Origin of the sequence: Acinetobacter sp. AG1 (assembly GCF_001005525.1) — a bacterium.
Classification (GTDB): Bacteria; Pseudomonadota; Gammaproteobacteria; order Pseudomonadales; family Moraxellaceae; genus Acinetobacter; species Acinetobacter modestus.
The window spans coordinates 1-21,311 of the sequence record NZ_LBMZ01000105.1 but is presented as its reverse complement, the minus strand read 5'-3'; the positions used below and the strand labels follow the sequence as shown (position 1 = coordinate 21,311).

The following is a 21,311-nucleotide window of genomic DNA, read 5'->3' as shown; positions in this document are numbered from 1 at the left end:
ACTAAAACTCTTAAGGAAAACGTTCAAGAATGTAATGTTTCTACAACCCATGTATCTTTGATACCACCGCCTTGAGAAGAATTAACCACTAAAGAACCCGCTTGCATCGCAACTCGAGTCAGACCTCCTGGCACAATCTCAGTACGATAAGGCGAACTCAAAACGAATGGGCGTAAATCGATATGTCGTTCAGCAACCCCTTCGGACGTTAATGTTGGTGCTACAGAAAGTGCCAGAGTTGGTTGTGCAATATACAAATGTGGTGTTTCAATAATTTTTTGTCTAAATAGTTCAATTTGTTGTTGATCTGCTTGTGGTCCAATCAACATCCCGTATCCACCCGAACCTTGTGCCTCTTTCACAACCAATTTTTCTAAATTATTAAGTACATAATCCAAGTGTTCTTGATCACGACATTGATATGTCGGAACATTATTTAAAATTGCTGTTTCACCCAAATAAAACTTAATCATTTTATCAACATAAGGATAAATTGATTTATCGTCAGCAACACCTGTCCCCGGTGCATTTGCAATCACAACATTCTTCTGTAAATATGCTGACATGAGTCCTGCGACTCCTAATGTGCTATCAGGTTTAAAGGTTAACGGATCAAGGAAATCATCATCAACACGGCGATAGATCACATCAACTTGCTGACGACCACGGATTGTTTTAACAAATACTCGATCGTTCTCTACAAATAAATCTCGACTCGTGACTAATGGCACATCCATTTCTCGTGCTAAAAATGAATGCTCATAATAAGCACTGTTAAAACGACCCGGTGTTAATACCACAATAAGTGGCTTATCCACATAAGCATTCTCTTCTAAAATTGTTCTTAATAAAGTTGGATATTGTTCTATGCCTTGCAAATTATTACTGATGCACAAATCAGGCATTAGTTTTTGACTAATCTTACGACTCTCAATCATATAAGATACGCCAGACGGTGTTCTTAAGTTATCTTCAAGTACGAAGAAATCACCCTGACCATCACGAATAATATCAATACCGCTAATTTGTGAATAAATCTTCCCTTTAAGATGATGATTTAACATATGTGGCTGAAATGCTTCATGCGCAATCACTTGATCAGCAGGAATAAGCCCCTCTTTTAAAATATTTTGTCCATGATAAATATCATCTAAAAATGAATTGAGTGCTTTCACACGTTGTGCGCAACCTGAGGAAATTTTTTCCCATTGTTTCTTTTCAATCACTCTTGGAATCAAATCATAAGGAATAGTTCGCTCAGCACCCTCTTGATCGCCGTAAACATTGAATGTGATTCCCTGATAAAGGAAATGTTGTTTCGCTTGGCTACCAAGTGTTCGTAACTCATCAAGGCTGCGAATACTCAACCACTGTTCAATTTTTTTCGAAGCTTCCGCATTAAAACTTTTGTCATCAAGCATCTCGTTAAAAAACTCAGATTTAAGCTGTTCAAACAAGTTTGTGCTGACACTAAGTTGTGGGATAAATGTAGACGAATGGACTGATACCGCTGTCGTTTGCTCTTGAGTATAATAATCCGCACTGACATGTAGGTTGTGTTCTTGTTCTGACATAGAAACCTCGTCTCATCATTTATTTATATCTTAAATAAGCAATTTCAATGCCACTTATATAAAGCGATTATTTTTTCATCAGGGTTAAGATCATTCAATAAATCGACAGTTGTTTCAGTCGTAAATACGTAATCTCAAGATCATGGGCTTGCTAAATAGTGCTAGTTTTTTTATTGTGTCTGCTTTAGACCATTAAATTACGTATTACGCTTATGTCATCCGTACAAGAAAAAGAAACTTCCAATAGCCTTTATCGCCAATGGCAGATATTGTCTCGTCTTTCTACAGGGAAATGGATGGGGACACGTGAATTACAAGAAACATTACAACGTGAAGGAATCGAAATTAGCCTTCGAACCATTCAGCGGGATTTAAATCAGATTGCTCAACGCTTTCCCATTGAAAGCAATAAGACTGTACCGCAAGGATGGCGTTGGCGTTCAGATGCACCAATCCAAAGCTTGCCACATATGACCAGCTCTCAAGCTGTCACTTTTATGATGGTGGAAGAGCATTTAAGACACTTACTTCCGCCAAGTTTACTTGAAGAAATGACACCTTGGTTTGATCTTGCAAAACGTAGTTTGTCTACACAAAATAATGTCAGACAATGGATCAATCGAGTTCGCATTGTTCCTGCTTCGCAACCATTGATCCCTCCGATGGTTGATAAACAAGCTCAACAAGCAATTTATGAAGGCTTGCTACAAGATAAACAAATCGAATGTGTATATCGAGCACGAACCAATTCAGGCGAAGATAAATCCTATATTTTAAATCCTTTAGCTTTGGTTCAAAAAGGTGCAGTAATTTATTTAATCTGTACCAGAAATGATAAAACTGAAGTACAAACTTTTGCCTTGCACCGCTTTAAAGCAGCAACTGTACTTGATAGCCGTGCTTTACATCCCGTAAATTTTGATATTGATAATTATATCGAATCAGGCGCGTTGGGCTTCCGTGTAGATTACAGCAAACCGACTGAACAAATTCAGCTCAAACTAACGATGACTGAAAGTACAGCAAAAAGCTTTTATGAAAGTCAGTTAAGTAAAGACCAAAAGATTACGCCATTAGAAGAAAATATTGTTGAGGTTAGTGCAACAGTTCCTTTTACCTCTCAGCTTGTTTGGTGGCTCAGAAGCTTTGGCAAGAAACTACTAAATATTGAACCTACTGCTGCTTATAATGCAGTGAAAGAGGTTGAGGAAAATACTGAATAAAAAAAGAGAACCTTTCAGTTCTCTTAAATCTTTTATCAGTCTTATATTTAAGCTTAAGGTTTGTTCTTATTATATTAAACACAGTCAAACCAATTTCTCTCCCCGCCCGATCAAAATTGGTCTGTACCTTTTTGCTCTTTTTGACGTGAATTAACATTGGCATGCTAATTCATATCCATTGTAACGGATTCTCTTTTTCGTCATCATTAAAACCCTCTTTGTTTGAATGTATAGTTAATATAATGAGGATTTTTTAAGTTGTGAAATAATAAAGATTGAAATCAAAAGCTGATTTTTTGCTAGGTCGTTTGAATAACTAAATCTATAAAATAAAAAAGCTCCCATACGGGAGCTTTTCAATCGTCACATCAGCTTATGCCGAAAATGGATGACGTAATACAATTGTTTCCGCACGGTCTGGACCTGTAGAAACAATATCAATTGGGCATTCAATTAACTGCTCAAGACGTTTTACATAAGCTAACGCATTTGCAGGAAGTTGATCAATTTGAGTTAAGCCTACTGTAGACTCACTCCAACCTGGCATTGTTTCATAGATTGGTTTTAAGCTTTCAAATGAAATTGCATCAGAAGAACCTGCACAGCCTGAATCAACATCTTCATAACCTACACAGATTTTGATTTCTTCTAAACCATCTAATACATCAAGCTTAGTCAAGCAAATGCCAGATAATGAGTTTACTTCAACTGAACGACGTAGGATTTCAGCATCGAACCAGCCACAACGACGTTGACGACCAGTAGATGCACCAAATTCGTGACCCACAGTACCTAAATGACGACCAATCGCATCACCTGTATCAGTAGCAGCATCGTAATGCAACTCAGTTGGGAATGGACCAGCACCAACACGTGTTGTATATGCTTTAGTAATACCTAATACATAATCTAAATGTAATGGGCCCATACCAGAACCAGAACTTACGCCACCAGCGGTTGTATTAGAACTTGTTACAAACGGATAAGTACCATGATCGATGTCAAGTAACGAACCTTGAGCACCTTCAAACATAATTGACTTACCTTCTTTGCGGTAATCATGTAACACTTTGGTCACGTCAATCACTAATGGTGCAAGCACTTCACGCCATTGATTACAAAGCTCGAGTACATCTTCAAATTTAACTTCATCAACGCCATAGAATTGAGAAAGTTGGAAGTTATGAAGCTCTAGCATTTCCTTAAGTTTTTCTTCAAGTAATGCGCCACCACGAATTAAATCAGCTACACGTACAGCACGACGCGCAACTTTATCTTCATAAGCTGGACCAATGCCACGACCTGTTGTACCAATTTTAGCATTACCACGTTTTTTCTCACGTGCTTGGTCTAGTGCAATATGGTTGGGCAAAATCAAAGGACAGTTTGGTGAAATACGTAAACGCTCTTTAACAGGCACGCCTTCCGCTTCCAAAATTGCCATTTCTTTGATTAATGCTTCAGGAGAAAGAACAACACCATTCCCGATTAAGCACAATACGTTTTCACGTAAAATACCTGATGGAATGAGGTGTAATACAGTCTTCTTACCACCGACGACAAGTGTGTGACCTGCATTGTGTCCACCTTGATAGCGTACGACCGCAGCCGCCTGATCTGTGAGCAGGTCGACGATCTTACCTTTACCCTCGTCGCCCCATTGGGTACCCAGTACCACAACATTTTTGCCCATAATAGCCTCATTACATCATGCTGTTAAAATTGGAAGCTAAGCTTTTTCAACTTAGCAATTAAATTTTTTCAATTACCCATTGCCCATTTTGCGACACCATTTGATGCGTCGCATAAGGTACAGAGCTTAAATCATCATTACCTAACAATTGCACTACACTTAAACCTTGAGTACGTGCATCAGCAATTGCATTCAATAAATCTTGTTGACTGCCTTTAGGAGCGACCACTGTTTCAATTTCAGCAAATTGTGTAGCGCCTAAAGCATATAAATCACAACTAAAACCTGTTGCTGGACGAGCACGACCAAAGTGCTCACCAATACCATCATAACGCCCACCCTGAGCAAGTGGCGCAGCACGATTAGGCGCATAAATGGCATACATCAAACCCGTATGATAGTGGTAACTACGCAGTTCAATGACATCTATACCAATATCAAGGCTAGACCAGCGCGATCTTATTTCTGAAAAAGTTGTTCTCAATGCATCAAACGCATTTTTAAAATCAATATCATTTAAAACATCTGGACTTAAATGTGCTTGCAAAGCTTCTAGATCGCTCGCATAACGACCTAGAGCATAAAAATCAGTACCCATTGGCAAGTCTTGAGTAAATTCTTCTAATTCTGGTAAAGCCTTACGCTGATATAAATCAGACAGCTGATTTTCAGTATTTTTATTTAAACCAGCGCGCTTAACCAAACTACGGAATAAACCAACATGACCTAAGTCTAAGTGAACACCTTGTAAACTATCTGTTTTTTCCAACAAACCGAGCATAACATCAATCATTTCGACATCAGCTTCGATGCTGTCATGACCATATAGCTCCGCACCCAACTGGAGTGGAGCGCGTGTTGCATTAAAGTTTTGCGGTTTTGTATGAAGGACTGTACCTGCATAGCAATAACGAGCTACACCTTCAATTGGTCGAACATGCGCATCAATACGTGCAACTTGCGGTGTCATATCCGCTCGAACACCAAGCAAACGACCTGAAAGTTGATCAATCACTTTAAAAGTGACTAAGTCCAAATCTTGATTCGATTCTGAAAGTGAAGATAACGATTCAATGTATTCAATAAATGGTGTATATACCAATTGATAACCTCGAACGGCGAGGAAATCTAAAGCTTCCCGTCGCAAAGTTTCAACGACTTGCGCTTGCTCGGGCAATACATCTGCTACCCCATCAGGGAGCAACCATGTCTCTGAAATGGTCATGTTCCAAACCTAAAATCTGTTCAATGTGGAGGCATCCACACAAAAAGCAACCACATAAAAAAATCGGGTGAATGCCCGATTCAGCGTAGTGTAGCACGAAGATTTATATGATGCACCTGAGAATTTGAAGAAATGTGATTGATTCAATTCTCTTTATCTTGAATATTTAAACTACAATTAACGAGTTAATTCAATAGATTGAAACTATTCACTAATATGAGAAACCCATGTTCTCGTCCCTAAGAACTGCCCAACATCTGAACTATCACCCTGCTTCCAGTTAATCAAGTTTAATTTTTTTACTGCATTAATTGCCTGTGTATTGAATGCAAAACAGCCTTTTTCTAGTTTGGCGATTTTTAAACGTTGATTTTGCATCATCCATAAATCTATTGGAGTGTCTCCACCTGAATAGAGATGACTTTTCTCATAGGCCAAATTTTTATTCACACTCCATAATAAATTAGAACTAAATTGAGTATCTGCTGCTAGATTGTCTCGATTTCCCAATAAGCTTTGTGTTTCACCTGTTTCTAAATTATCTAAGGAAATTAAGTTATAACCATGCCATTGAGTATCTAAAAACTTAAAATACCTTTTGTCTTCACCTAAATTATTATACCTAGAAAGCATTTGCTGCTTCTGTTCATCAAAAAATGAGAAAGTAGAAAACACCAATTCAGACTCTAAAAAAGACTGATTCCATTGAGTTTCTTTTAAACGATAACAATAACTATCTTTGGGAAATACTGAATCTTTATAATTTTGATAAAACTTAATTAAATCTTGATCAAGCCGAGTATCTAAATGAGAAGTTAAATCAATATTTTCTCGATAGCCGGGTAATAGCCGATCAAATACTTTTTCTCCATCTAATTTCACCAATTCAAAACTTAAATTTTGCTTGAGTTCTGGTGTACGCTCATAAGTCCATTGCGTAGAGGATATTCTTTTAATGATATTCGGTTGTAGTGTACCCTTTTCTAAAATTTTAGTCTCAGTCAATATCACCTGATCTAAAGGTTGATTATGAGACTTTGTGAAGTTAATTTCATTATTTTGAATAGAATATTTTGTTATTTCAAAAAAATCGTTGGTAATATCATTAGAGATATTGGGTGCCTGATAATAAACTTGATAAAGTACATTATCCTGAATTGGTTTTTCTTCAACTTGAGACTGATTACTTTGACCACTTCCGCATGCCGTCAAAAGCAAAGAACTCGATACAATAAAAAAAACACATTGATTTAAATTAATTTTCATACAACCACTATAAAGTAAATATTATTTATTATGGAACTTATATTATATAAAGTAGAAATATGAATACAAATAAATATTTAAAAGTTTTTATTACTTCCTTTAACCACAATTTCCAAAACATTCACCAACTCAACATTTTGTTTTTCTAATGCAGCAATATTGGCAACAGTCCTATCTAAAACTTCTTGTTGTACATGCATTTTCTTAGCGAGATCCTGCATAATTTCCAAACTCTTTTTTAGATGCAACTCTAAATGCACTACTTTTTCTTCTAATTGCGCAACATAAATATCTTGGCTTTGTACAGTTGACGTTTTAAACTGAAACCAAAATAAAAAAGCAACAGCCACCAATAAAACAATCAAGAAACCCCAAATCAACATCAATGTCATAATTTCATCCCCAAATTTTCTTTTTAATATATGATCTGTTTAATTACAAAAAGATTCACACAAATCAAGTAGTCGATTCGCATATCCCCACTCATTATCATACCATGCAAACACTTTAGCTTGATGACCCACCACCATGGTTTGAGTTAAATCGACAATTAAAGAATAGGGTGAATGATTAAAATCACTTGAAACCAAATCTTCATCTGTCACTTGCATGATTTGCGCATAATCATATTGAGCTGCTTTACTCAAAACCTCATTGACTTTGTGTACTGTAATTGGTGAATGCGAAACAAAAGTTAAATCAATTGCTGCGACATTAATGGTCGGTACACGAATCGAATAACCAGCAATCCGATCTTCCATTTTTGGCATGACCTGTTTCAATGCACCCAAGGCACTCGATGTGGTTGGAATAATATTTTGTCCTGAAGCTCGCGCACGACGTAAATCTCGATGTGCATGGTCTAATACCGATTGATCTGCTGTGACTGCATGGATTTCTGTCATTAAAGCGGTATCAATCCCGAAAGCATCATCAATGATTTTGACCAACGGAACCAAGGCCTGAGTAGTACAAGACACACTCGAAATAATTTGATCAGTTACTTTTACATCATTGTGATTAACACCATAGACAATTGCGGCATCGACCGAATCAAAAGGTGCAGCCCCAATAATCACGCGCTTTGCCCCTGCTTCGACATGCCGAGTTGCATCAGCACGTGAACGGAATAGACCTGTACATTCCAATACCACATCTATTTTTAAATCTGCCCAAAGGAGTAATTCAGGTTGAGCCTGTTTAAATACCTGTAATTTTAATTGTCGTTGATGGGACTGAATATTTAAAAATATCTGTTCATTTTCAATCTGAATTTCAACTTGACCTGCAAAACGTCCATGCGTGGTATCGTATTTAAACAAATGTACCAAAGTCTGCACATCGGCAATGTCGTTGATAGCAACGATATCAAATTGAAATTGTTTTGGACTCTCAAACCATGCACGTAATACATTTCGACCAATTCGACCAAATCCATTGATAGCGATACGTTGCATGCAGAGCCCTTTCATCAAAACATCATCTTTTCTATGCTATATGGTAAAACATGAACAGCGCTATTGAATATAGATTTTTAGCTTAAACACAGTTTTATATGATATTGCTTGTAAAATCGTTGGTTGGGATCATATTTTCCGTTATAATTTAGCACTTTTAAAATCTATGCCATGCAATAGGTTCGATTGTAGAACTTAAAACAACGTGTTCTATTGCATATAGCCAAATTCAAAATTATGGAGTGTCTTGGTTGTGAGTACTCGTTTTATGACATCCGCTGAAATCCGTGAAGCATTTTTGCGTTACTTCGAATCGCAAGGGCATACACGTGTTGCTTCGAGTTCTCTCGTTCCTGCCAACGACCCAACTTTACTGTTTACCAATGCTGGTATGAACCAGTTTAAAGATTGTTTCTTAGGTTTAGAAAAGCGTGATTATGTTCGTGCTGTTTCATCTCAAAAATGTGTACGTGCAGGCGGCAAACACAATGACCTCGACAATGTAGGTTATACCGCACGTCATCACACTTTCTTTGAAATGTTAGGTAACTTTTCTTTCGGTGATTATTTTAAAGAAAATGCACTGAAATTTGCTTGGGAATTTTTAACCAGCGAACAGTGGTTAGGCTTACCGAAAGATCGTTTATATGTCACGGTTTATCATACCGATGATGAAGCATTTGATATCTGGAACAAAGAAATCGGAATCGATGCTGAACGTATCATTCGTATTGGCGATAACAAAGGTGGCAAATACGCGTCTGATAACTTCTGGGCAATGGGCGATACAGGTCCTTGTGGTCCATGTTCTGAAATCTTCTATGATCATGGCGATCATATCTGGGGTGGTTTACCAGGCTCACCTGAGGAAGATGGCGACCGTTTCATCGAAATCTGGAACAATGTATTCATGCAGTTCAACCGTACTGCGGATGGTATAATGCACCCTCTTCCAGCACCTTCTGTAGATACAGGTATGGGCTTGGAGCGTATTTCTGCGGTTCTGCAACATGTAAATTCAAACTATGAAATTGATTTGTTCCAACACTTATTAAAAGCAGCCGCTGACATCATTGGTCTAGATACCACTGCAATTGAAGCTGAAGCGAAAGCTCAAAATAAACCAGTTGAATACCCAGCTTCTTTAAAAGTCATTGCAGATCATGCACGTTCATGCTCATTCTTGATTGCTGACGGTGTTAATCCTTCAAATGAAGGTCGTGGTTATGTGTTGCGTCGTATCATTCGTCGTGCAGTGCGTCACGGCAACAAACTGGGTGCGACTGGTTCATTCTTCTACAAGATGTTGCAACCTCTGATTGAAGTCATGGGTGAAGCATATCCTGAACTTGCAGCACAGCAGGCACGCATTGAAGCGCAACTGCTTAAAGAAGAAGAGCAATTTGCTAAAACACTTGAACAAGGCTTGAAATTACTTGAAGGTGAATTGGCTCAGCTAAAAGGCAATGTAATTGCTGGTGAAACTGTATTTAAACTTTATGATACTTACGGCTTCCCGACAGATTTAACCGCTGATATTGCACGTGAGCGTGACCTTACGATTGACGAAGCTGGTTTTGAAGTTGAAATGGCTGCACAACGCCAACGTGCGCGTGATGCAGGTAAATTCGCAGTTGACTATAACAGCATTGTTAAAGTTGAAGGCGAAACTCAATTTGATGGTTATGATGCAACTCAAGGTCAAGGTCAAATTGTTGCGATCTATAAAGATGGCGTTCAAGTTGATGAAATCAACGAAGGTGACGAAGCACTGATCGTATTGAACCAAACCCCTTTCTATGCAGAAAGTGGTGGTCAGATTGGTGACACCGGTATCTTCAAGAACGATACGGGTATCTTTGAAGTACAAGATACTAAAAAATCTGGTGGTGCTTTTGTACACCAAGGTATCGTGACCATGGGTAGCCTGAAAGCAACTCAAAATGTTGAAGCGACGGTTAAAGCAGATATTCGTGCAGCAACAGCACGCAACCACTCTGCGACTCACCTTCTACACGCAGCTTTACGTCAAATTTTGGGTGAGCATGTTCAACAGAAAGGTTCTTTGGTTGCGAGTGATATTTTGCGTTTCGACTTTGCCAATGACCAACCCGTTTCATTTGAACAATTGCAACAGATTGAGCGTTTAGTTAATGCTGAAGTGATTGCCAATACAGCAGTAAGCACTGAATTACTTGATATTGAATCAGCGAAAGCCAAAGGCGCAATGATGCTGTTCGGTGAAAAGTATGGTGAAGAAGTTCGCGTACTTTCTATGGGTTCTATTATTGAAGAGAAAAACTTCTCTATCGAGCTTTGTGGTGGTATTCATGTTAAGCGCACTGGTGATATTGGTTTATTCAAAATCACTTCTGAAGGTGGTGTAGCAGCTGGTGTTCGCCGTATTGAAGCTGTAACAGGTACAAAAGCACTTGAAGTTGTTCAAAAAGCTGAAGCTGATATTCAGACGATCAATGCTTTATTGAAAGCGCAAAAAGATCAAACTGTAGAAAAAGTTGAATCAATTGTTGAAACAGCATCAAGTCTGCAAAAGCAAATTGAACAATTGAATCAAAAATTAGCCAGCTTCCAAGCAGCTGATTTATTAGATCAAGTCAAAGAAATTGCTGGTCGTCAAACGCTTATCACATCAGTAAAGGGTTTAGATGCCAAATCATTACGCAATCTTCATGACAGCGTAAAATCAAAATTGGAAGATGCAGTCATTATTTTAGCTGGTGTTGATGGTGATAAAGTGAGTTTAATCGCCTCCGTCGCTAAACAATACGCTGCAACTCTAAAAGCAGGTGACATCATCAAACATTTAGCTCAAGAGCTTGGTGGCAAAGGTGGTGGTAAACCTGACTTAGCACAAGGTGGCGCGCCACTTAACGAGAAGTTTGATCAAGTGATCGCAGCATTACCTGCTTGGCTTGAGCAATAATAACAACTTCACTTTTGTGTAACTGACCCTGATGCCTCTCAGGGTCATGGCTTATATGGAACAACTATGGCATTAATCGTTCAAAAATATGGCGGTACCTCTATGGGTACTCCTGAGCGCATTTTAAATGTTGCTCATCGTGTCAAGCGTTGGCATGATCATGGTCACAAAGTGGTCGTGGTTGTATCGGCAATGAGTGGTGAAACCAACCGCTTACTTGCGCTTGCTAAAGCCATTACTAGCACCCCTAACCCACGTGAACTTGATCAAATGGTGTCTACGGGTGAACAAGTAACGATTTCCATGTTAGCTATGGCACTGAATTCAATTGGTGTAGAAGCTAAATCATACACTGGACGTCAAGTTGGTATTAAAACTGACAGCGCGTTTACCAAAGCGCGTATCGAATCTATTGATACCGATGTCATGACAGCTGATTTAGACGCTGGTCGTGTGATTGTTGTCGCAGGTTTCCAAGGCTTTGATGCTGAAGGAAATATTACAACATTAGGTCGTGGCGGTTCAGATACCTCTGGTGTAGCACTTGCAGCTGCATTAAAAGCAGATGAATGCCAAATTTACACAGATGTAGATGGTGTTTATACCACTGATCCTCGTGTTGCACCTAAAGCGAAAAAAGTTGACCGTATCTCTTTTGAAGAAATGCTTGAAATGGCATCTTTAGGTTCAAAAGTTTTACAAATTCGTTCGGTTGAATTCGCAGGCAAATATCAGGTTCCATTACGTGTATTATCAAGCTTTGATAATGACAATGATGGCGCATTTGATGAAGATTTCAAACAAAACGTAGGCACACTAATCACGACTGAGGCAGAAGACGACATGGAACAACCAATTATTGCAGGCATTGCATTTAACCGTGACGAAGCAAAATTAACAATTTTGGGTGTTCCAGATGAACCGGGCATTGCCTCTAAAATCTTATCACCGATTAGTGATGCTAACATTGAAGTGGATATGATTATCCAAAATGTTGAAGAAGATGGTACTACTGATTTTACCTTTACTGTAAATCGCAATGATCTTGCTAAAGCTAAAGCAATCTTGGATCAAACAGCAAGCAGCATTGAAGGCTGTGAAGTTGTCACTCGCGATGACATCGTAAAAGTGTCTATTGTTGGTGTAGGTATGCGCTCACATGCTGGTGTAGCAAGCAAAATGTTTACAGCTCTTGCAGATGAAAGCATTAATATTCTCATGATTTCTACTTCAGAAATTAAGATTTCTGTGATCATTGAAGAAAACTACTTAGAGCTTGCTGTACGTTGCCTACATACTGCTTTTGGTTTAGACCGTGAACATGGCGAAAGCAGTGCACGTGCTTAATTAATAGCAGAATAAACATATTTACTTTCAAGTAAATAGTAAAAAATACAGAGCCACTATAGTTTTTATTACAGTGGCTCTGTTATATTAAGTTATGAGGTTTTTCAGAAAAACTCGACAGAACTTACGAAAAAAAGCTGTTTTTTACATATTTCTGTTAGAATTTTCTGTATATTAAGGCTGTGCTTTCAAACAATGAATTCCCTGTCGCAAGTTTAAGCGTTTAGCAAGGAGATAAACATGCTGATTCTGACCCGTCGTGTCGGAGAAACATTAATGATTGGGGATCAAGTCAGTGTTACTGTGCTTGGCGTAAAAGGTAATCAGGTGCGTATTGGTGTAAATGCTCCAAAAGAAGTTTCCGTGCATCGTGAGGAAATTTACCAACGTATCCAACATGAACGTGCTATGCATGAGCATTTACAACATCTTGATCAAGATTATCAACTTTCTTTTGAAGAAGATAATAACGATTTCACTCGACATAATAACTTCAATCGTTAATGTACAGAATTCTTCTCTAACAATTAAAGCGACTAATCATTAGTCGCTTTAATTGTTTATGGAGACTCAATTATATATTTATAAACCCAGTGCTTTTTTTACTGGCGCATAACTACGACGATGCTGATCAATCACCCCATACGCTGCAATTGCTTCAAAATGCGCTTTGGTTGGATAGCCTTTATGTTTTGCAAAACCGTAATTAGGATACTGCTGATCTAGTTCATGCATTTGACGGTCACGTGTTACTTTAGCCAAGATACTTGCTGCACTAATCTCAGCATGACTTGCATCCCCACCAACAATCGCTTCACACGATATTTCAATTCCTTTCGGAATTTGGTTGCCATCAACAATCACTTTTTCAGGCTGCATATTTAAAGCATCTACAGCACGACGCATAGCTAAAAAAGTTGCCTGTAAAATATTAATTTCGTCAATTTCTGCGTGAGAAGCTTCTGCAATTGACCAAGCTAAGGCCTTCTCTTGAATTTCTAAGAAAAGTTTTTCACGTTTCTTTTCAGTTAATTTTTTAGAATCATTTAAACCCTCAATCGGATTATTGGGATCTAAAATTACCGCAGCAGCAACAACTGAACCGACCAAAGGCCCACGCCCTGCCTCATCTACACCAGCAACAAACATGATATTACTCACAAAGATTAGCTGCTTCAAAGCAGCTAATTACAACTTATTTAAACTGTTCTATTTTATCACTTCTGATACGCAAGCGTTCATCGTTTTTGCTACAGCAACACCTGTTAATGCTGTTCTAGCTTTTGAATCAACTGCCGCTAAAGCAAGCTCTGATGGAGATAATACAGTAGGTGCATTTTTACCAACACATTTACAAATTTGCTTTTTCTTCTGTTGTTTTTGGTTCTTGGTCATTAATTTACTTGCAACTTTCCAAGCCGCGAAATCATCGATATCATAAGTACATTTGGTTTGTGCTGCAAATTGTATTGCTGACGTACCCATTTTCATTTTAGTTGGTTCAGCACCTTGTGCGTCAACACATGCCAATAAAATAAAGAAAGAGAAAAGAATAATAAATTTGTTCTTATTCATACAAAACTTATTCTAAATGTTAGTATTTTTATAATTTAATCATATAAATTTATTAACACGAGCTCCAATTACAAGACTATATCAATTTCATGTAAAAAAGCAGAACCAAGTCAAACTTAGCTCTGCTCAGCGTATTTCATCACAATTATTTCTTCAACACTTCTGCAACACATGCATTCACTGTTTCAGAAACAACTTGATTCACAATCGTTGCACGCGCTGTAGGATCAATCGCAGCTGTGGCTAATTCAACAGTGGTTACACTATTTGGTGCTTTTTCACTAACACATCCACATACATTCGTTTGAATGTTTTCACGTTGCTCAGATGTCATTAAACGTGTCGCTGTTTTCCATGCTGGTAATGTATTGATCTCATTAATACATTTTGCATTCACAGCAATTTTTAATGCAGCCATACCTAGCTGCTGAGATGTTGTTGCAGTGGAATTATTAGTATTTGGCGCAACACACCCATTTAAAGCAAATAACATAGGCACAATAAAGAATAATTTTTTCACGAACTCAAACCTGTATCCAAAATTTTAGCACGCGTATTGTGCCTAAAGGATCACTTGAAAGAAATGACTGTGTAGATTCTTTACATAATATAACAATCAAGTTGTATTTTACTTACTGTTCTACACGTAAAACGCTCTGTTACATATACGCTGTATATGAAGAAAAATGAGCTATTTAAAATCGTAAAACTCATACTCACCGCTAGGATGTTGCGATGTCAACCTCAGCACAATATTACACTCGCACAGCGCAAATTTTACACTGGCTGATGGCGGCTATTTTTATCACCGCTTGGCTGATCGGCTTTTACAGTGGGAATTTTCTCAGCTATGACGTTGATGGAAGCTTCAAAGGCAATATTATTACACTACATAAAAATATAGCCACCACCATTATCTTTCTGGTTGTGATTCGAATTTTTTGGCGTTATACCCACCCAGTCCCTAAACTACCAAACACCATGTCACCTATGATGAAGACTTTGGCTCATATCGGCCATTTCTTACTGTATCTCATGCTACTTGCACTACCAATTACTGGTTGTTTATTTAGTTGGAGTGCTGGACATCCAGCTCCTGTTTTATATTTATTTGAAATTCCTCGCCTAGTTCAAGACAATCCTGACCTGCTTGAAATAGTGAAACCATTACACATTTATCTTTCTTGGTTTGCAGGTTTACTTATTGTTGGTCATGCTTTAGCAGCAATAAAACATCACATCATTGATAAAGATAATGTTTTATTGAGTATGTTACGCCAACCTAAATAAACCCTGACACATAAAAAAACCGCTTAACGCGGTTTTTTTACATTTAAATCTTTTTCACTTCTGCAATCCATTTCTGTTTCTCATCATCAGAAATAAAGGACGCCTCAAAAGAATTAATTGCAAGTTGCTTAAGCTCATCATTCGATAAATCTAAAGCCTGCTGAATTGCTACAAAGTTATCATTCATATAACCACCGAAATATGAAGGATCATCCGAGTTTACAGTAACATGCACACCCTTTTGTAATAAACGGCGGATGTTATGCTCGCCCATATCATTGACAACACAAAGCTTTAAATTACTTAAAGGGCAAACTGTTAATGGCATTTTTTCTGCGATTAAACGCACCATTAGCTGCTCATCTTCTTCTGAGCGAACACCATGATCAATACGGTTTACTTTGAGTAAATCCAAAGCTTCCCAGATATATTCTGGTGGTCCTTCTTCACCGGCATGTGCCACAATCAAGAAACCTGCTTCACGTGCTTTGGCAAAAACACGTTCAAATTTCGAAGGAGGATGCCCGACTTCGCTTGAATCTAAACCAATTGCAATAATGTCATCTTTAAATGGCAAAGCTTGCTCAAGCGTTTCAAATGCTTTTTCTTCGCTCAAATGACGCAAGAAGCACATGATCAATTGAGAACTAATCCCTAATTTCTCTTGAGCATCTTTACAAGCCCGCTTTAAACCTGCCAGTACCGTTGCAAATTCAACCCCACGCTCAGTATGTGTTTGTGGGTCGAAGAACATCTCTGTATGCACTACACGATCTTCAGCACATTTCTCGAAATATGCCCAAGCCAGATCATAAAAATCTTGTTCATGCACCAGCACGTTCGCACCAGCATAATAGATATCAAGAAATGATTGAAGATTATGGAAGTTATAGGCTTGCTTTACTTCCTCAACTGATTGATAAGGAATCTGAATCTGATTACGCTGTGCAATTGCAAACATCAGTTCTGGTTCAAAAGTCCCTTCAATATGCACATGCAATTCGGCTTTGGGTAAAGCACGAATCAGCTCGACTTGATTCATATTAACTCCACGTCTAAATAAAAAAGGGTGTTGCCTGTTCGGTACACCCTTTAAAGGTTTTATCAATAACTTTTAAATGGCTTAACCACCAAATGCAATAAATTTAAATACCCACAGTGCAGCAATGATCCAAACCATATAAGGAACTGTTTTTGCTTTGCCTGTAAATAATTTTACTAATGCATAACTAATAAAGCCCATTGCAATACCATCTGCAATCGAATACGTAAATGGCATGAATACAATCGTTAAAAATGCAGGTACTGCTTCTGTAATATCATCCCAATCAATATGTGTGATTCCTTGAATCATCAACACACCGATAAATAATAATGCAGGAGCTGTTGCAAAACTTGGAACAGATTGAGCTAATGGTGCCAAGAACAAGCAGCCAATGAATAAGAATGCGACTACAACTGCTGTTAAACCAGTACGACCACCCGCAGCAACACCCGATGCAGATTCGATATAAGGCGTGGTTGAAGATGTACCTAATGCTGCGCCTGCAACAATTGCTGTTGAATCAGCGAACAACGCTTTCTTCAAACGAGGTAACTTACCATCTTGTAGTAAACCTGCACGGTGCGATACACCAACTAAAGTCCCTGTACTATCAAATAAATCGACAATAAAGAAGACAAAAATCACCCCAACCATACTTGCAGTAAATAGACCTTCAAAATCCATTTGCATAAAGGTGGGTGCAATCGATGGAATTTGTCCAACAACTCCTTTAAATTCATTTAAGCCTAAAGCTGTCGCTATTCCAGTCACAGCAAGAATACTAATGATGATCGCACCACGAATTTTAAACTGGTGTAAAACGACAATCATTAAAAAGCCAAATAAAGCCAATAAAACTGTTGGTTGTTTGATATTTCCCAAACCCACTAAAGTGGCTGGGTTATCTACAATGATGCCTGCATTTTTAAGCGCAATGAGGGCAAGAAATAAACCGATACCTCCGCCAATCGCAAATTTAAGCGACATAGGAATGGCATTGACAATCGCTTCACGAATTTTAAAAAAGCTGATTGCCAAAAAGATTAAACCTGAAACAAAAACAGCCGCAAGTGCCGTCTGCCAAGGTACACCCATGCCTAAACAGACCGAATAGGTAAAATACGCATTTAAGCCCATCCCCGGTGCAAGTGCGATTGGATAATTGGCAACAATCCCCATTACCAAGCAACCAATAGCAGCAGCTAAACAGGTTGCAACAAACACGGCACCATGATCCATTCCAGTTTCGGAAAGAATAAGTGGGTTTACAATAATGATGTAACACATTGTCAAAAATGTAGTTACACCCGCTAGAACTTCTGTTCTGAAGTTGGTTTTGTTCTCACTTAATTTAAATAAGCGTTCTAAAACACCAACCGAAGCATTAGGCGTTGTCATAACATAGCACCTGTTAAAATCTGAGATCTTAGGACTTGAAATTTATACTCTTGCATTTCAATCTTTTTTGAATTTGCGAAATGGCATACACAACGACAAAGCAATCTATATGCCAGCCGAATGCTTGTGACACCAACAAGATGTATAAATGTGACCCGCTATCAAAATGTAAAAAGCTGCATAACGAGATGCAGCTTTTTATTTAATGGTAAATATTTTAACAGATTCTAAGCAAAACTTGATGGCTTCAAATCAAAAAAAGCCTAGTGATCATATATCCAACAAAGACACATACACTGAATTGCAATAATTATTGATTAATATCAATGACTATTGATTGCTCTTATACGATGACAAATGTGTATGCTTGGTATAATTAGGATTATTCTGGATCACATGCAAACTATGTTCCGCATCATTTACAATTTTCATGAGCTCTTGGCGTCTTTTATCTTGGGCATCTACATATGCAGCGTAACCCAAAACGACAATCGAACAAACAACAAGCAATGGAAGGAATATCTTCATTATTATTATCTCTATTGTATGCTTTTCTTGAATATTAACAAAAATAGACAAAAACGAGAACTAGTTAACATTAAATAATCACAAATTAAAAATAAGTCACAATTATATGATTATTTATGAATTAATTTTGTACATTTTTCATCCAAATAAATCTTAAATTATTTATATTCTTAATGCAATTGCATTTTATATAATTCAATAAGATAGCTTGAAATTTAAGCATTTTTTATAACATTTGGTAAAATTAAAGATGGATTATTATCAAAAAATCAAATAAAAAAGCATCTTTAGTTTAACTAAAGATGCTTTTACTCATATGCGATCTAAACAAGTTTAAAACTGATAATTCAATCGAACTAGAACATTACGTGGCGTTCCAGGCATTGACTCTGAGCGCCAATAGTCTTTATTGGTTAGGTTATTTACAGCAATCGTGACATTCCATGGATGAGCACTATAGCCAATTGCAGCATCTAAACGCGTGAATCCTTGAAAATCGATAGGCGTATTATCTAAATTGCCATTTGAATATATCTTCGCATCACCAACGTAAGTTGCGCCAATTTCACCATAGATCTTCTCGACTGGTAAATAGCGTATAAATAAGTTTCCAGTATGGCGTGGAGTATTATTGAGTACTTTACCAACATTGGCCGCTTTATTGTCTTTAGAAATCTCTGTATCCATATAGCTATAGCCTCCCCGTACAAACAAGTTATCTAAAGCACGTCCAATAAAGCTAAACTCTACCCCTTTAGACTGATGCTGTCCTCCCACAACCCATTCTTCTGGTTTATTTACTGAATCAGGCTGGTAACGAATATTATTTTTACGGATATCATAAATAGAAAGCTGAGTATTTAAACGATCATCAAGCCAATCACTTTTTACCCCAATTTCGTATTGTTCGTTATATTGTGGTTTCGCATCAAAAGCATTTAACTTGCTATCTCCTGAGACCACATTAACACTGACACGCCCACCAAAAGGTGCGAAGCTTTTGCTATAGGAAGCATAAAAACTTTGGCTCTCTATCGGTTGCCAAATAAAACCAACATTCGGACTGAAGCTTTCGCCATCGATACTACGATGATAGTCTAAAGCATCACTAGCCTTCAGACGATTGGTTGTTTCAGATTGAAAATAATCATAGCGACCACCTAACATCACTTTAAAATAATCATTAAAACTAATGAGGTCTTGAACAAATAAACCATAAGCTTCATTTTGGTTATAGTTGTGAGTTCTAATTGTTAAATCACCTGTACCTCGAGAACTACTACGTTCTCCTGTAATTGGATTAACATAGCCATATATAGCTGAGCCATTTTTATTCTGATTCGCTAAAAGTGGTTCTCGCTGCTCATATGTCCAATCAGCACCAATCAATACATTATGTTTTAACCGTCCTGTATCAAATTCTCCACGTATATCAAAAGTGTTACTGGTGGTTTTGTTATTGGTTTGCTGCCAATAATAAATCTGCGAAATTTCACCGACATGTCCTTTACATGAACCCGCATTTGAAATCACTGTATTTTCAGTAGTGCAAAGCCCTCCTAAATAGAAATGATCAAAGTTTTGTTGAGCCTCTCGGTAGCTCACAGCCCAGTGAAAATTCCATTTTGGCGCAAATTCATAATTCAAATCAGAACGAGCAACTTGTAAAACATCATTTACGTAGTCACCTTCTTGCGCAAAACCTGTTTTGATTGAAGTTCCCTGTGGAAGTGCAGAAAATGATGGACCACGATCAGGCACACGATGTAGTTTGTCGTAGGTATATTGCATCGTCCACGTTAGACCATCATCATTTTTATAAGTAAAGCTTGGCGAGAGCATTTCAATTTTATTTTCGATCCCAGAACGAAAACTATTTGACTCTCCATATTCACCAATCAAACGTACAGCTAGATTATCTGTAAGCACTTGGTTTAAATCAGCTGTCGTACCGTAATTGTCATAAGAGCCTGTATAAAGACCAACTGAACTTTTGGAATCAAAGTTGGCAAATTTACTCACCATATTGATCACCCCACCGCCTGAACTACGTCCGTAAAGAACAGATGCTGGACCCTTCAATATTTCAATACGCTCAATATTGGCAGTGCTACGGCGAACTTGACCACTTTCACGCACACCATCACGATAAATATCACCTGTATCCGCATTAAATCCCCGCAAGTTGATGCCATCACCACGCATGTCATAGCTCGTTGATACCCCAGGTGTTCCCTGCAACATCACACTTAAATCATTTGCACCATAGATTTTATATTTCTGAACATCAATCGTATCAATCGTTTGAGGAATATCTTTTTTCTTTAGCCCATTCCGAGTCACACTAGCTTGTTCATAATCAATATAGCTTTTAATTGGATCAAGCTCGCTCATTGCTTCAATTTTAATCGTTGGCATAACCGCAGTCTGAGTATTGTTCTCGTTGGCAAATAGGTACTGCGCTTGTAAGAGCATTAAGCTTAATGCACTAAATCTAAAAATAGGCTTGTGAGAGAGCGTAACATATCGAGATGTCATAAAAATTCCAAACAAAAAACAGACAAATATTAAGAAAAACTTAAAATATAAAAAACAATACTAATGAAAACAATTCTTATTTTCAATATAATGATTTAAAAAATCCTTTCCCATAAGATATTTATCATGAAACAACTGGTTTTCTAGCAAGAATATATTATGTATAAATCATTTGATAACGACTCTCTATAATATTTTAAAAAATAAT

General features: G+C 37.7%; 18 protein-coding genes. 5 read left to right on the top strand and 13 right to left on the bottom strand.

Features of this window, described 5'->3' with window-relative positions:
* Positions 1 to 23: 23 nt before the first annotated feature.
* Entirely contained in the window at positions 24 to 1,574 is a 1,551-nt protein-coding gene (locus tag AAV96_RS06975) for a circularly permuted type 2 ATP-grasp protein (protein ID WP_046738796.1), read from the bottom strand.
* Between the two features lie 212 nt (positions 1,575 to 1,786).
* Between AAV96_RS06975 and AAV96_RS18350 the strand changes: the two genes are divergently transcribed.
* Complete coding sequence (locus AAV96_RS18350) at positions 1,787 to 2,797, top strand: helix-turn-helix transcriptional regulator (protein ID WP_005215362.1); 1,011 nt, start codon at positions 1,787 to 1,789, stop codon at positions 2,795 to 2,797.
* Between the two features lie 373 nt (positions 2,798 to 3,170).
* Here the strand turns inward: AAV96_RS18350 and AAV96_RS06965 are convergent, their stop codons facing one another.
* The 5 genes from AAV96_RS06965 to AAV96_RS06945 all read right to left on the bottom strand — a co-directional run bounded on the left by AAV96_RS06965 (position 3,171) and on the right by AAV96_RS06945 (position 8,438).
* The gene (locus AAV96_RS06965) at positions 3,171 to 4,490 is read right to left on the bottom strand and encodes an adenylosuccinate synthase (RefSeq protein ID WP_004661353.1); all 1,320 of its coding nucleotides are present in this window, start codon (positions 4,488 to 4,490) and stop codon (positions 3,171 to 3,173) included.
* 58 nt (positions 4,491 to 4,548) lie between these two features.
* On the bottom strand, positions 4,549 to 5,715 hold the full coding sequence (locus AAV96_RS06960; protein WP_046738795.1) for an ATP phosphoribosyltransferase regulatory subunit: 1,167 nt from the start codon (positions 5,713 to 5,715) through the stop codon (positions 4,549 to 4,551).
* Between the two features lie 204 nt (positions 5,716 to 5,919).
* Entirely contained in the window at positions 5,920 to 6,981 is a 1,062-nt protein-coding gene (locus tag AAV96_RS06955) for a hypothetical protein (RefSeq protein ID WP_046738794.1), read from the bottom strand.
* Between the two features lie 77 nt (positions 6,982 to 7,058).
* Entirely contained in the window at positions 7,059 to 7,373 is a 315-nt protein-coding gene (locus tag AAV96_RS06950) for a hypothetical protein (protein WP_046738793.1), read from the bottom strand.
* 39 nt (positions 7,374 to 7,412) lie between these two features.
* On the bottom strand, positions 7,413 to 8,438 hold the full coding sequence (locus AAV96_RS06945; protein ID WP_046738792.1) for a type I glyceraldehyde-3-phosphate dehydrogenase: 1,026 nt from the start codon (positions 8,436 to 8,438) through the stop codon (positions 7,413 to 7,415).
* 253 nt (positions 8,439 to 8,691) lie between these two features.
* Between AAV96_RS06945 and alaS the strand changes: the two genes are divergently transcribed.
* The 3 genes from alaS to csrA all read left to right on the top strand — a co-directional run bounded on the left by alaS (position 8,692) and on the right by csrA (position 13,233).
* Positions 8,692 to 11,382: an alanine--tRNA ligase gene (alaS, locus tag AAV96_RS06940; protein WP_171249133.1), complete on the top strand. Its 2,691-nt coding sequence runs from the start codon at positions 8,692 to 8,694 to the stop codon at positions 11,380 to 11,382.
* 66 nt (positions 11,383 to 11,448) lie between these two features.
* On the top strand, positions 11,449 to 12,729 hold the full coding sequence (locus AAV96_RS06935; RefSeq protein ID WP_004661340.1) for an aspartate kinase: 1,281 nt from the start codon (positions 11,449 to 11,451) through the stop codon (positions 12,727 to 12,729).
* A 240-nt stretch (positions 12,730 to 12,969) separates the two neighbouring features.
* Positions 12,970 to 13,233: a carbon storage regulator CsrA gene (gene csrA, locus AAV96_RS06930; RefSeq protein WP_004661337.1), complete on the top strand. Its 264-nt coding sequence runs from the start codon at positions 12,970 to 12,972 to the stop codon at positions 13,231 to 13,233.
* Positions 13,234 to 13,311: 78 nt separating this feature from the next.
* On the opposite strand, the gene rnhB is transcribed toward csrA, so the two are convergent.
* The 3 genes from rnhB to AAV96_RS06915 form a co-directional block, all read right to left on the bottom strand.
* Positions 13,312 to 13,878 carry a ribonuclease HII gene (gene rnhB / locus AAV96_RS06925; protein WP_004661335.1) on the bottom strand — a complete coding sequence of 189 codons (567 nt, stop codon included), beginning with the start codon at positions 13,876 to 13,878 and terminating at the stop codon, positions 13,312 to 13,314.
* A gap of 60 nt (positions 13,879 to 13,938) precedes the next feature.
* On the bottom strand, positions 13,939 to 14,304 hold the full coding sequence (locus AAV96_RS06920) for a hypothetical protein (protein ID WP_046738790.1): 366 nt from the start codon (positions 14,302 to 14,304) through the stop codon (positions 13,939 to 13,941).
* A 145-nt stretch (positions 14,305 to 14,449) separates the two neighbouring features.
* Positions 14,450 to 14,824 (bottom strand): hypothetical protein, encoded by a 375-nt coding sequence (locus tag AAV96_RS06915; RefSeq protein WP_004661331.1) that lies wholly within the window; start codon positions 14,822 to 14,824, stop codon positions 14,450 to 14,452.
* Between the two features lie 215 nt (positions 14,825 to 15,039).
* Between AAV96_RS06915 and AAV96_RS06910 the strand changes: the two genes are divergently transcribed.
* A complete protein-coding gene (locus AAV96_RS06910) occupies positions 15,040 to 15,594 on the top strand; it encodes a cytochrome b (protein WP_046738789.1) in 555 nt (184 codons plus the stop codon).
* A 43-nt stretch (positions 15,595 to 15,637) separates the two neighbouring features.
* Here AAV96_RS06910 and AAV96_RS06905 read toward each other — a convergent pair whose 3' ends face one another.
* The 4 genes from AAV96_RS06905 to AAV96_RS06890 form a co-directional block, all read right to left on the bottom strand.
* Positions 15,638 to 16,636, bottom strand: coding sequence for an adenosine deaminase (locus AAV96_RS06905; RefSeq protein ID WP_005215346.1), 999 nt, complete (start codon positions 16,634 to 16,636; stop codon positions 15,638 to 15,640).
* A gap of 81 nt (positions 16,637 to 16,717) precedes the next feature.
* A complete protein-coding gene (locus AAV96_RS06900; protein ID WP_046738788.1) occupies positions 16,718 to 18,037 on the bottom strand; it encodes an NCS2 family permease in 1,320 nt (439 codons plus the stop codon).
* A 330-nt stretch (positions 18,038 to 18,367) separates the two neighbouring features.
* Complete coding sequence (locus AAV96_RS06895) at positions 18,368 to 18,565, bottom strand: hypothetical protein (RefSeq protein ID WP_046738787.1); 198 nt, start codon at positions 18,563 to 18,565, stop codon at positions 18,368 to 18,370.
* A gap of 333 nt (positions 18,566 to 18,898) precedes the next feature.
* Positions 18,899 to 21,103, bottom strand: a complete 2,205-nt coding sequence (locus AAV96_RS06890) for a TonB-dependent receptor (protein WP_046738786.1) — start codon at positions 21,101 to 21,103, stop codon at positions 18,899 to 18,901.
* Positions 21,104 to 21,311 lie beyond the last annotated feature (208 nt).

What these genes read in the sequence shown, in the direction of transcription:
- AAV96_RS06975 (WP_046738796.1), bottom strand. Translation starts at nt 1,574, where the DNA reads ATGTCAGAACAAGAACACAACCTACATGTCAGTGCGGATTATTATACT.
- AAV96_RS18350 (WP_005215362.1), top strand. Translation starts at nt 1,787, where the DNA reads ATGTCATCCGTACAAGAAAAAGAAACTTCCAATAGCCTTTATCGCCAA.
- AAV96_RS06965 (WP_004661353.1), bottom strand. Translation starts at nt 4,490, where the DNA reads ATGGGCAAAAATGTTGTGGTACTGGGTACCCAATGGGGCGACGAGGGT.
- AAV96_RS06960 (WP_046738795.1), bottom strand. Translation starts at nt 5,715, where the DNA reads ATGACCATTTCAGAGACATGGTTGCTCCCTGATGGGGTAGCAGATGTA.
- AAV96_RS06955 (WP_046738794.1), bottom strand. Translation starts at nt 6,981, where the DNA reads ATGAAAATTAATTTAAATCAATGTGTTTTTTTTATTGTATCGAGTTCT.
- AAV96_RS06950 (WP_046738793.1), bottom strand. Translation starts at nt 7,373, where the DNA reads ATGACATTGATGTTGATTTGGGGTTTCTTGATTGTTTTATTGGTGGCT.
- AAV96_RS06945 (WP_046738792.1), bottom strand. Translation starts at nt 8,438, where the DNA reads ATGCAACGTATCGCTATCAATGGATTTGGTCGAATTGGTCGAAATGTA.
- AAV96_RS06935 (WP_004661340.1), top strand. Translation starts at nt 11,449, where the DNA reads ATGGCATTAATCGTTCAAAAATATGGCGGTACCTCTATGGGTACTCCT.
- csrA (WP_004661337.1), top strand. Translation starts at nt 12,970, where the DNA reads ATGCTGATTCTGACCCGTCGTGTCGGAGAAACATTAATGATTGGGGAT.
- rnhB (WP_004661335.1), bottom strand. Translation starts at nt 13,878, where the DNA reads ATGTTTGTTGCTGGTGTAGATGAGGCAGGGCGTGGGCCTTTGGTCGGT.
- AAV96_RS06920 (WP_046738790.1), bottom strand. Translation starts at nt 14,304, where the DNA reads ATGAATAAGAACAAATTTATTATTCTTTTCTCTTTCTTTATTTTATTG.
- AAV96_RS06910 (WP_046738789.1), top strand. Translation starts at nt 15,040, where the DNA reads ATGTCAACCTCAGCACAATATTACACTCGCACAGCGCAAATTTTACAC.
- AAV96_RS06905 (WP_005215346.1), bottom strand. Translation starts at nt 16,636, where the DNA reads ATGAATCAAGTCGAGCTGATTCGTGCTTTACCCAAAGCCGAATTGCAT.
- AAV96_RS06900 (WP_046738788.1), bottom strand. Translation starts at nt 18,037, where the DNA reads ATGACAACGCCTAATGCTTCGGTTGGTGTTTTAGAACGCTTATTTAAA.
- AAV96_RS06895 (WP_046738787.1), bottom strand. Translation starts at nt 18,565, where the DNA reads ATGAAGATATTCCTTCCATTGCTTGTTGTTTGTTCGATTGTCGTTTTG.
- AAV96_RS06890 (WP_046738786.1), bottom strand. Translation starts at nt 21,103, where the DNA reads ATGACATCTCGATATGTTACGCTCTCTCACAAGCCTATTTTTAGATTT.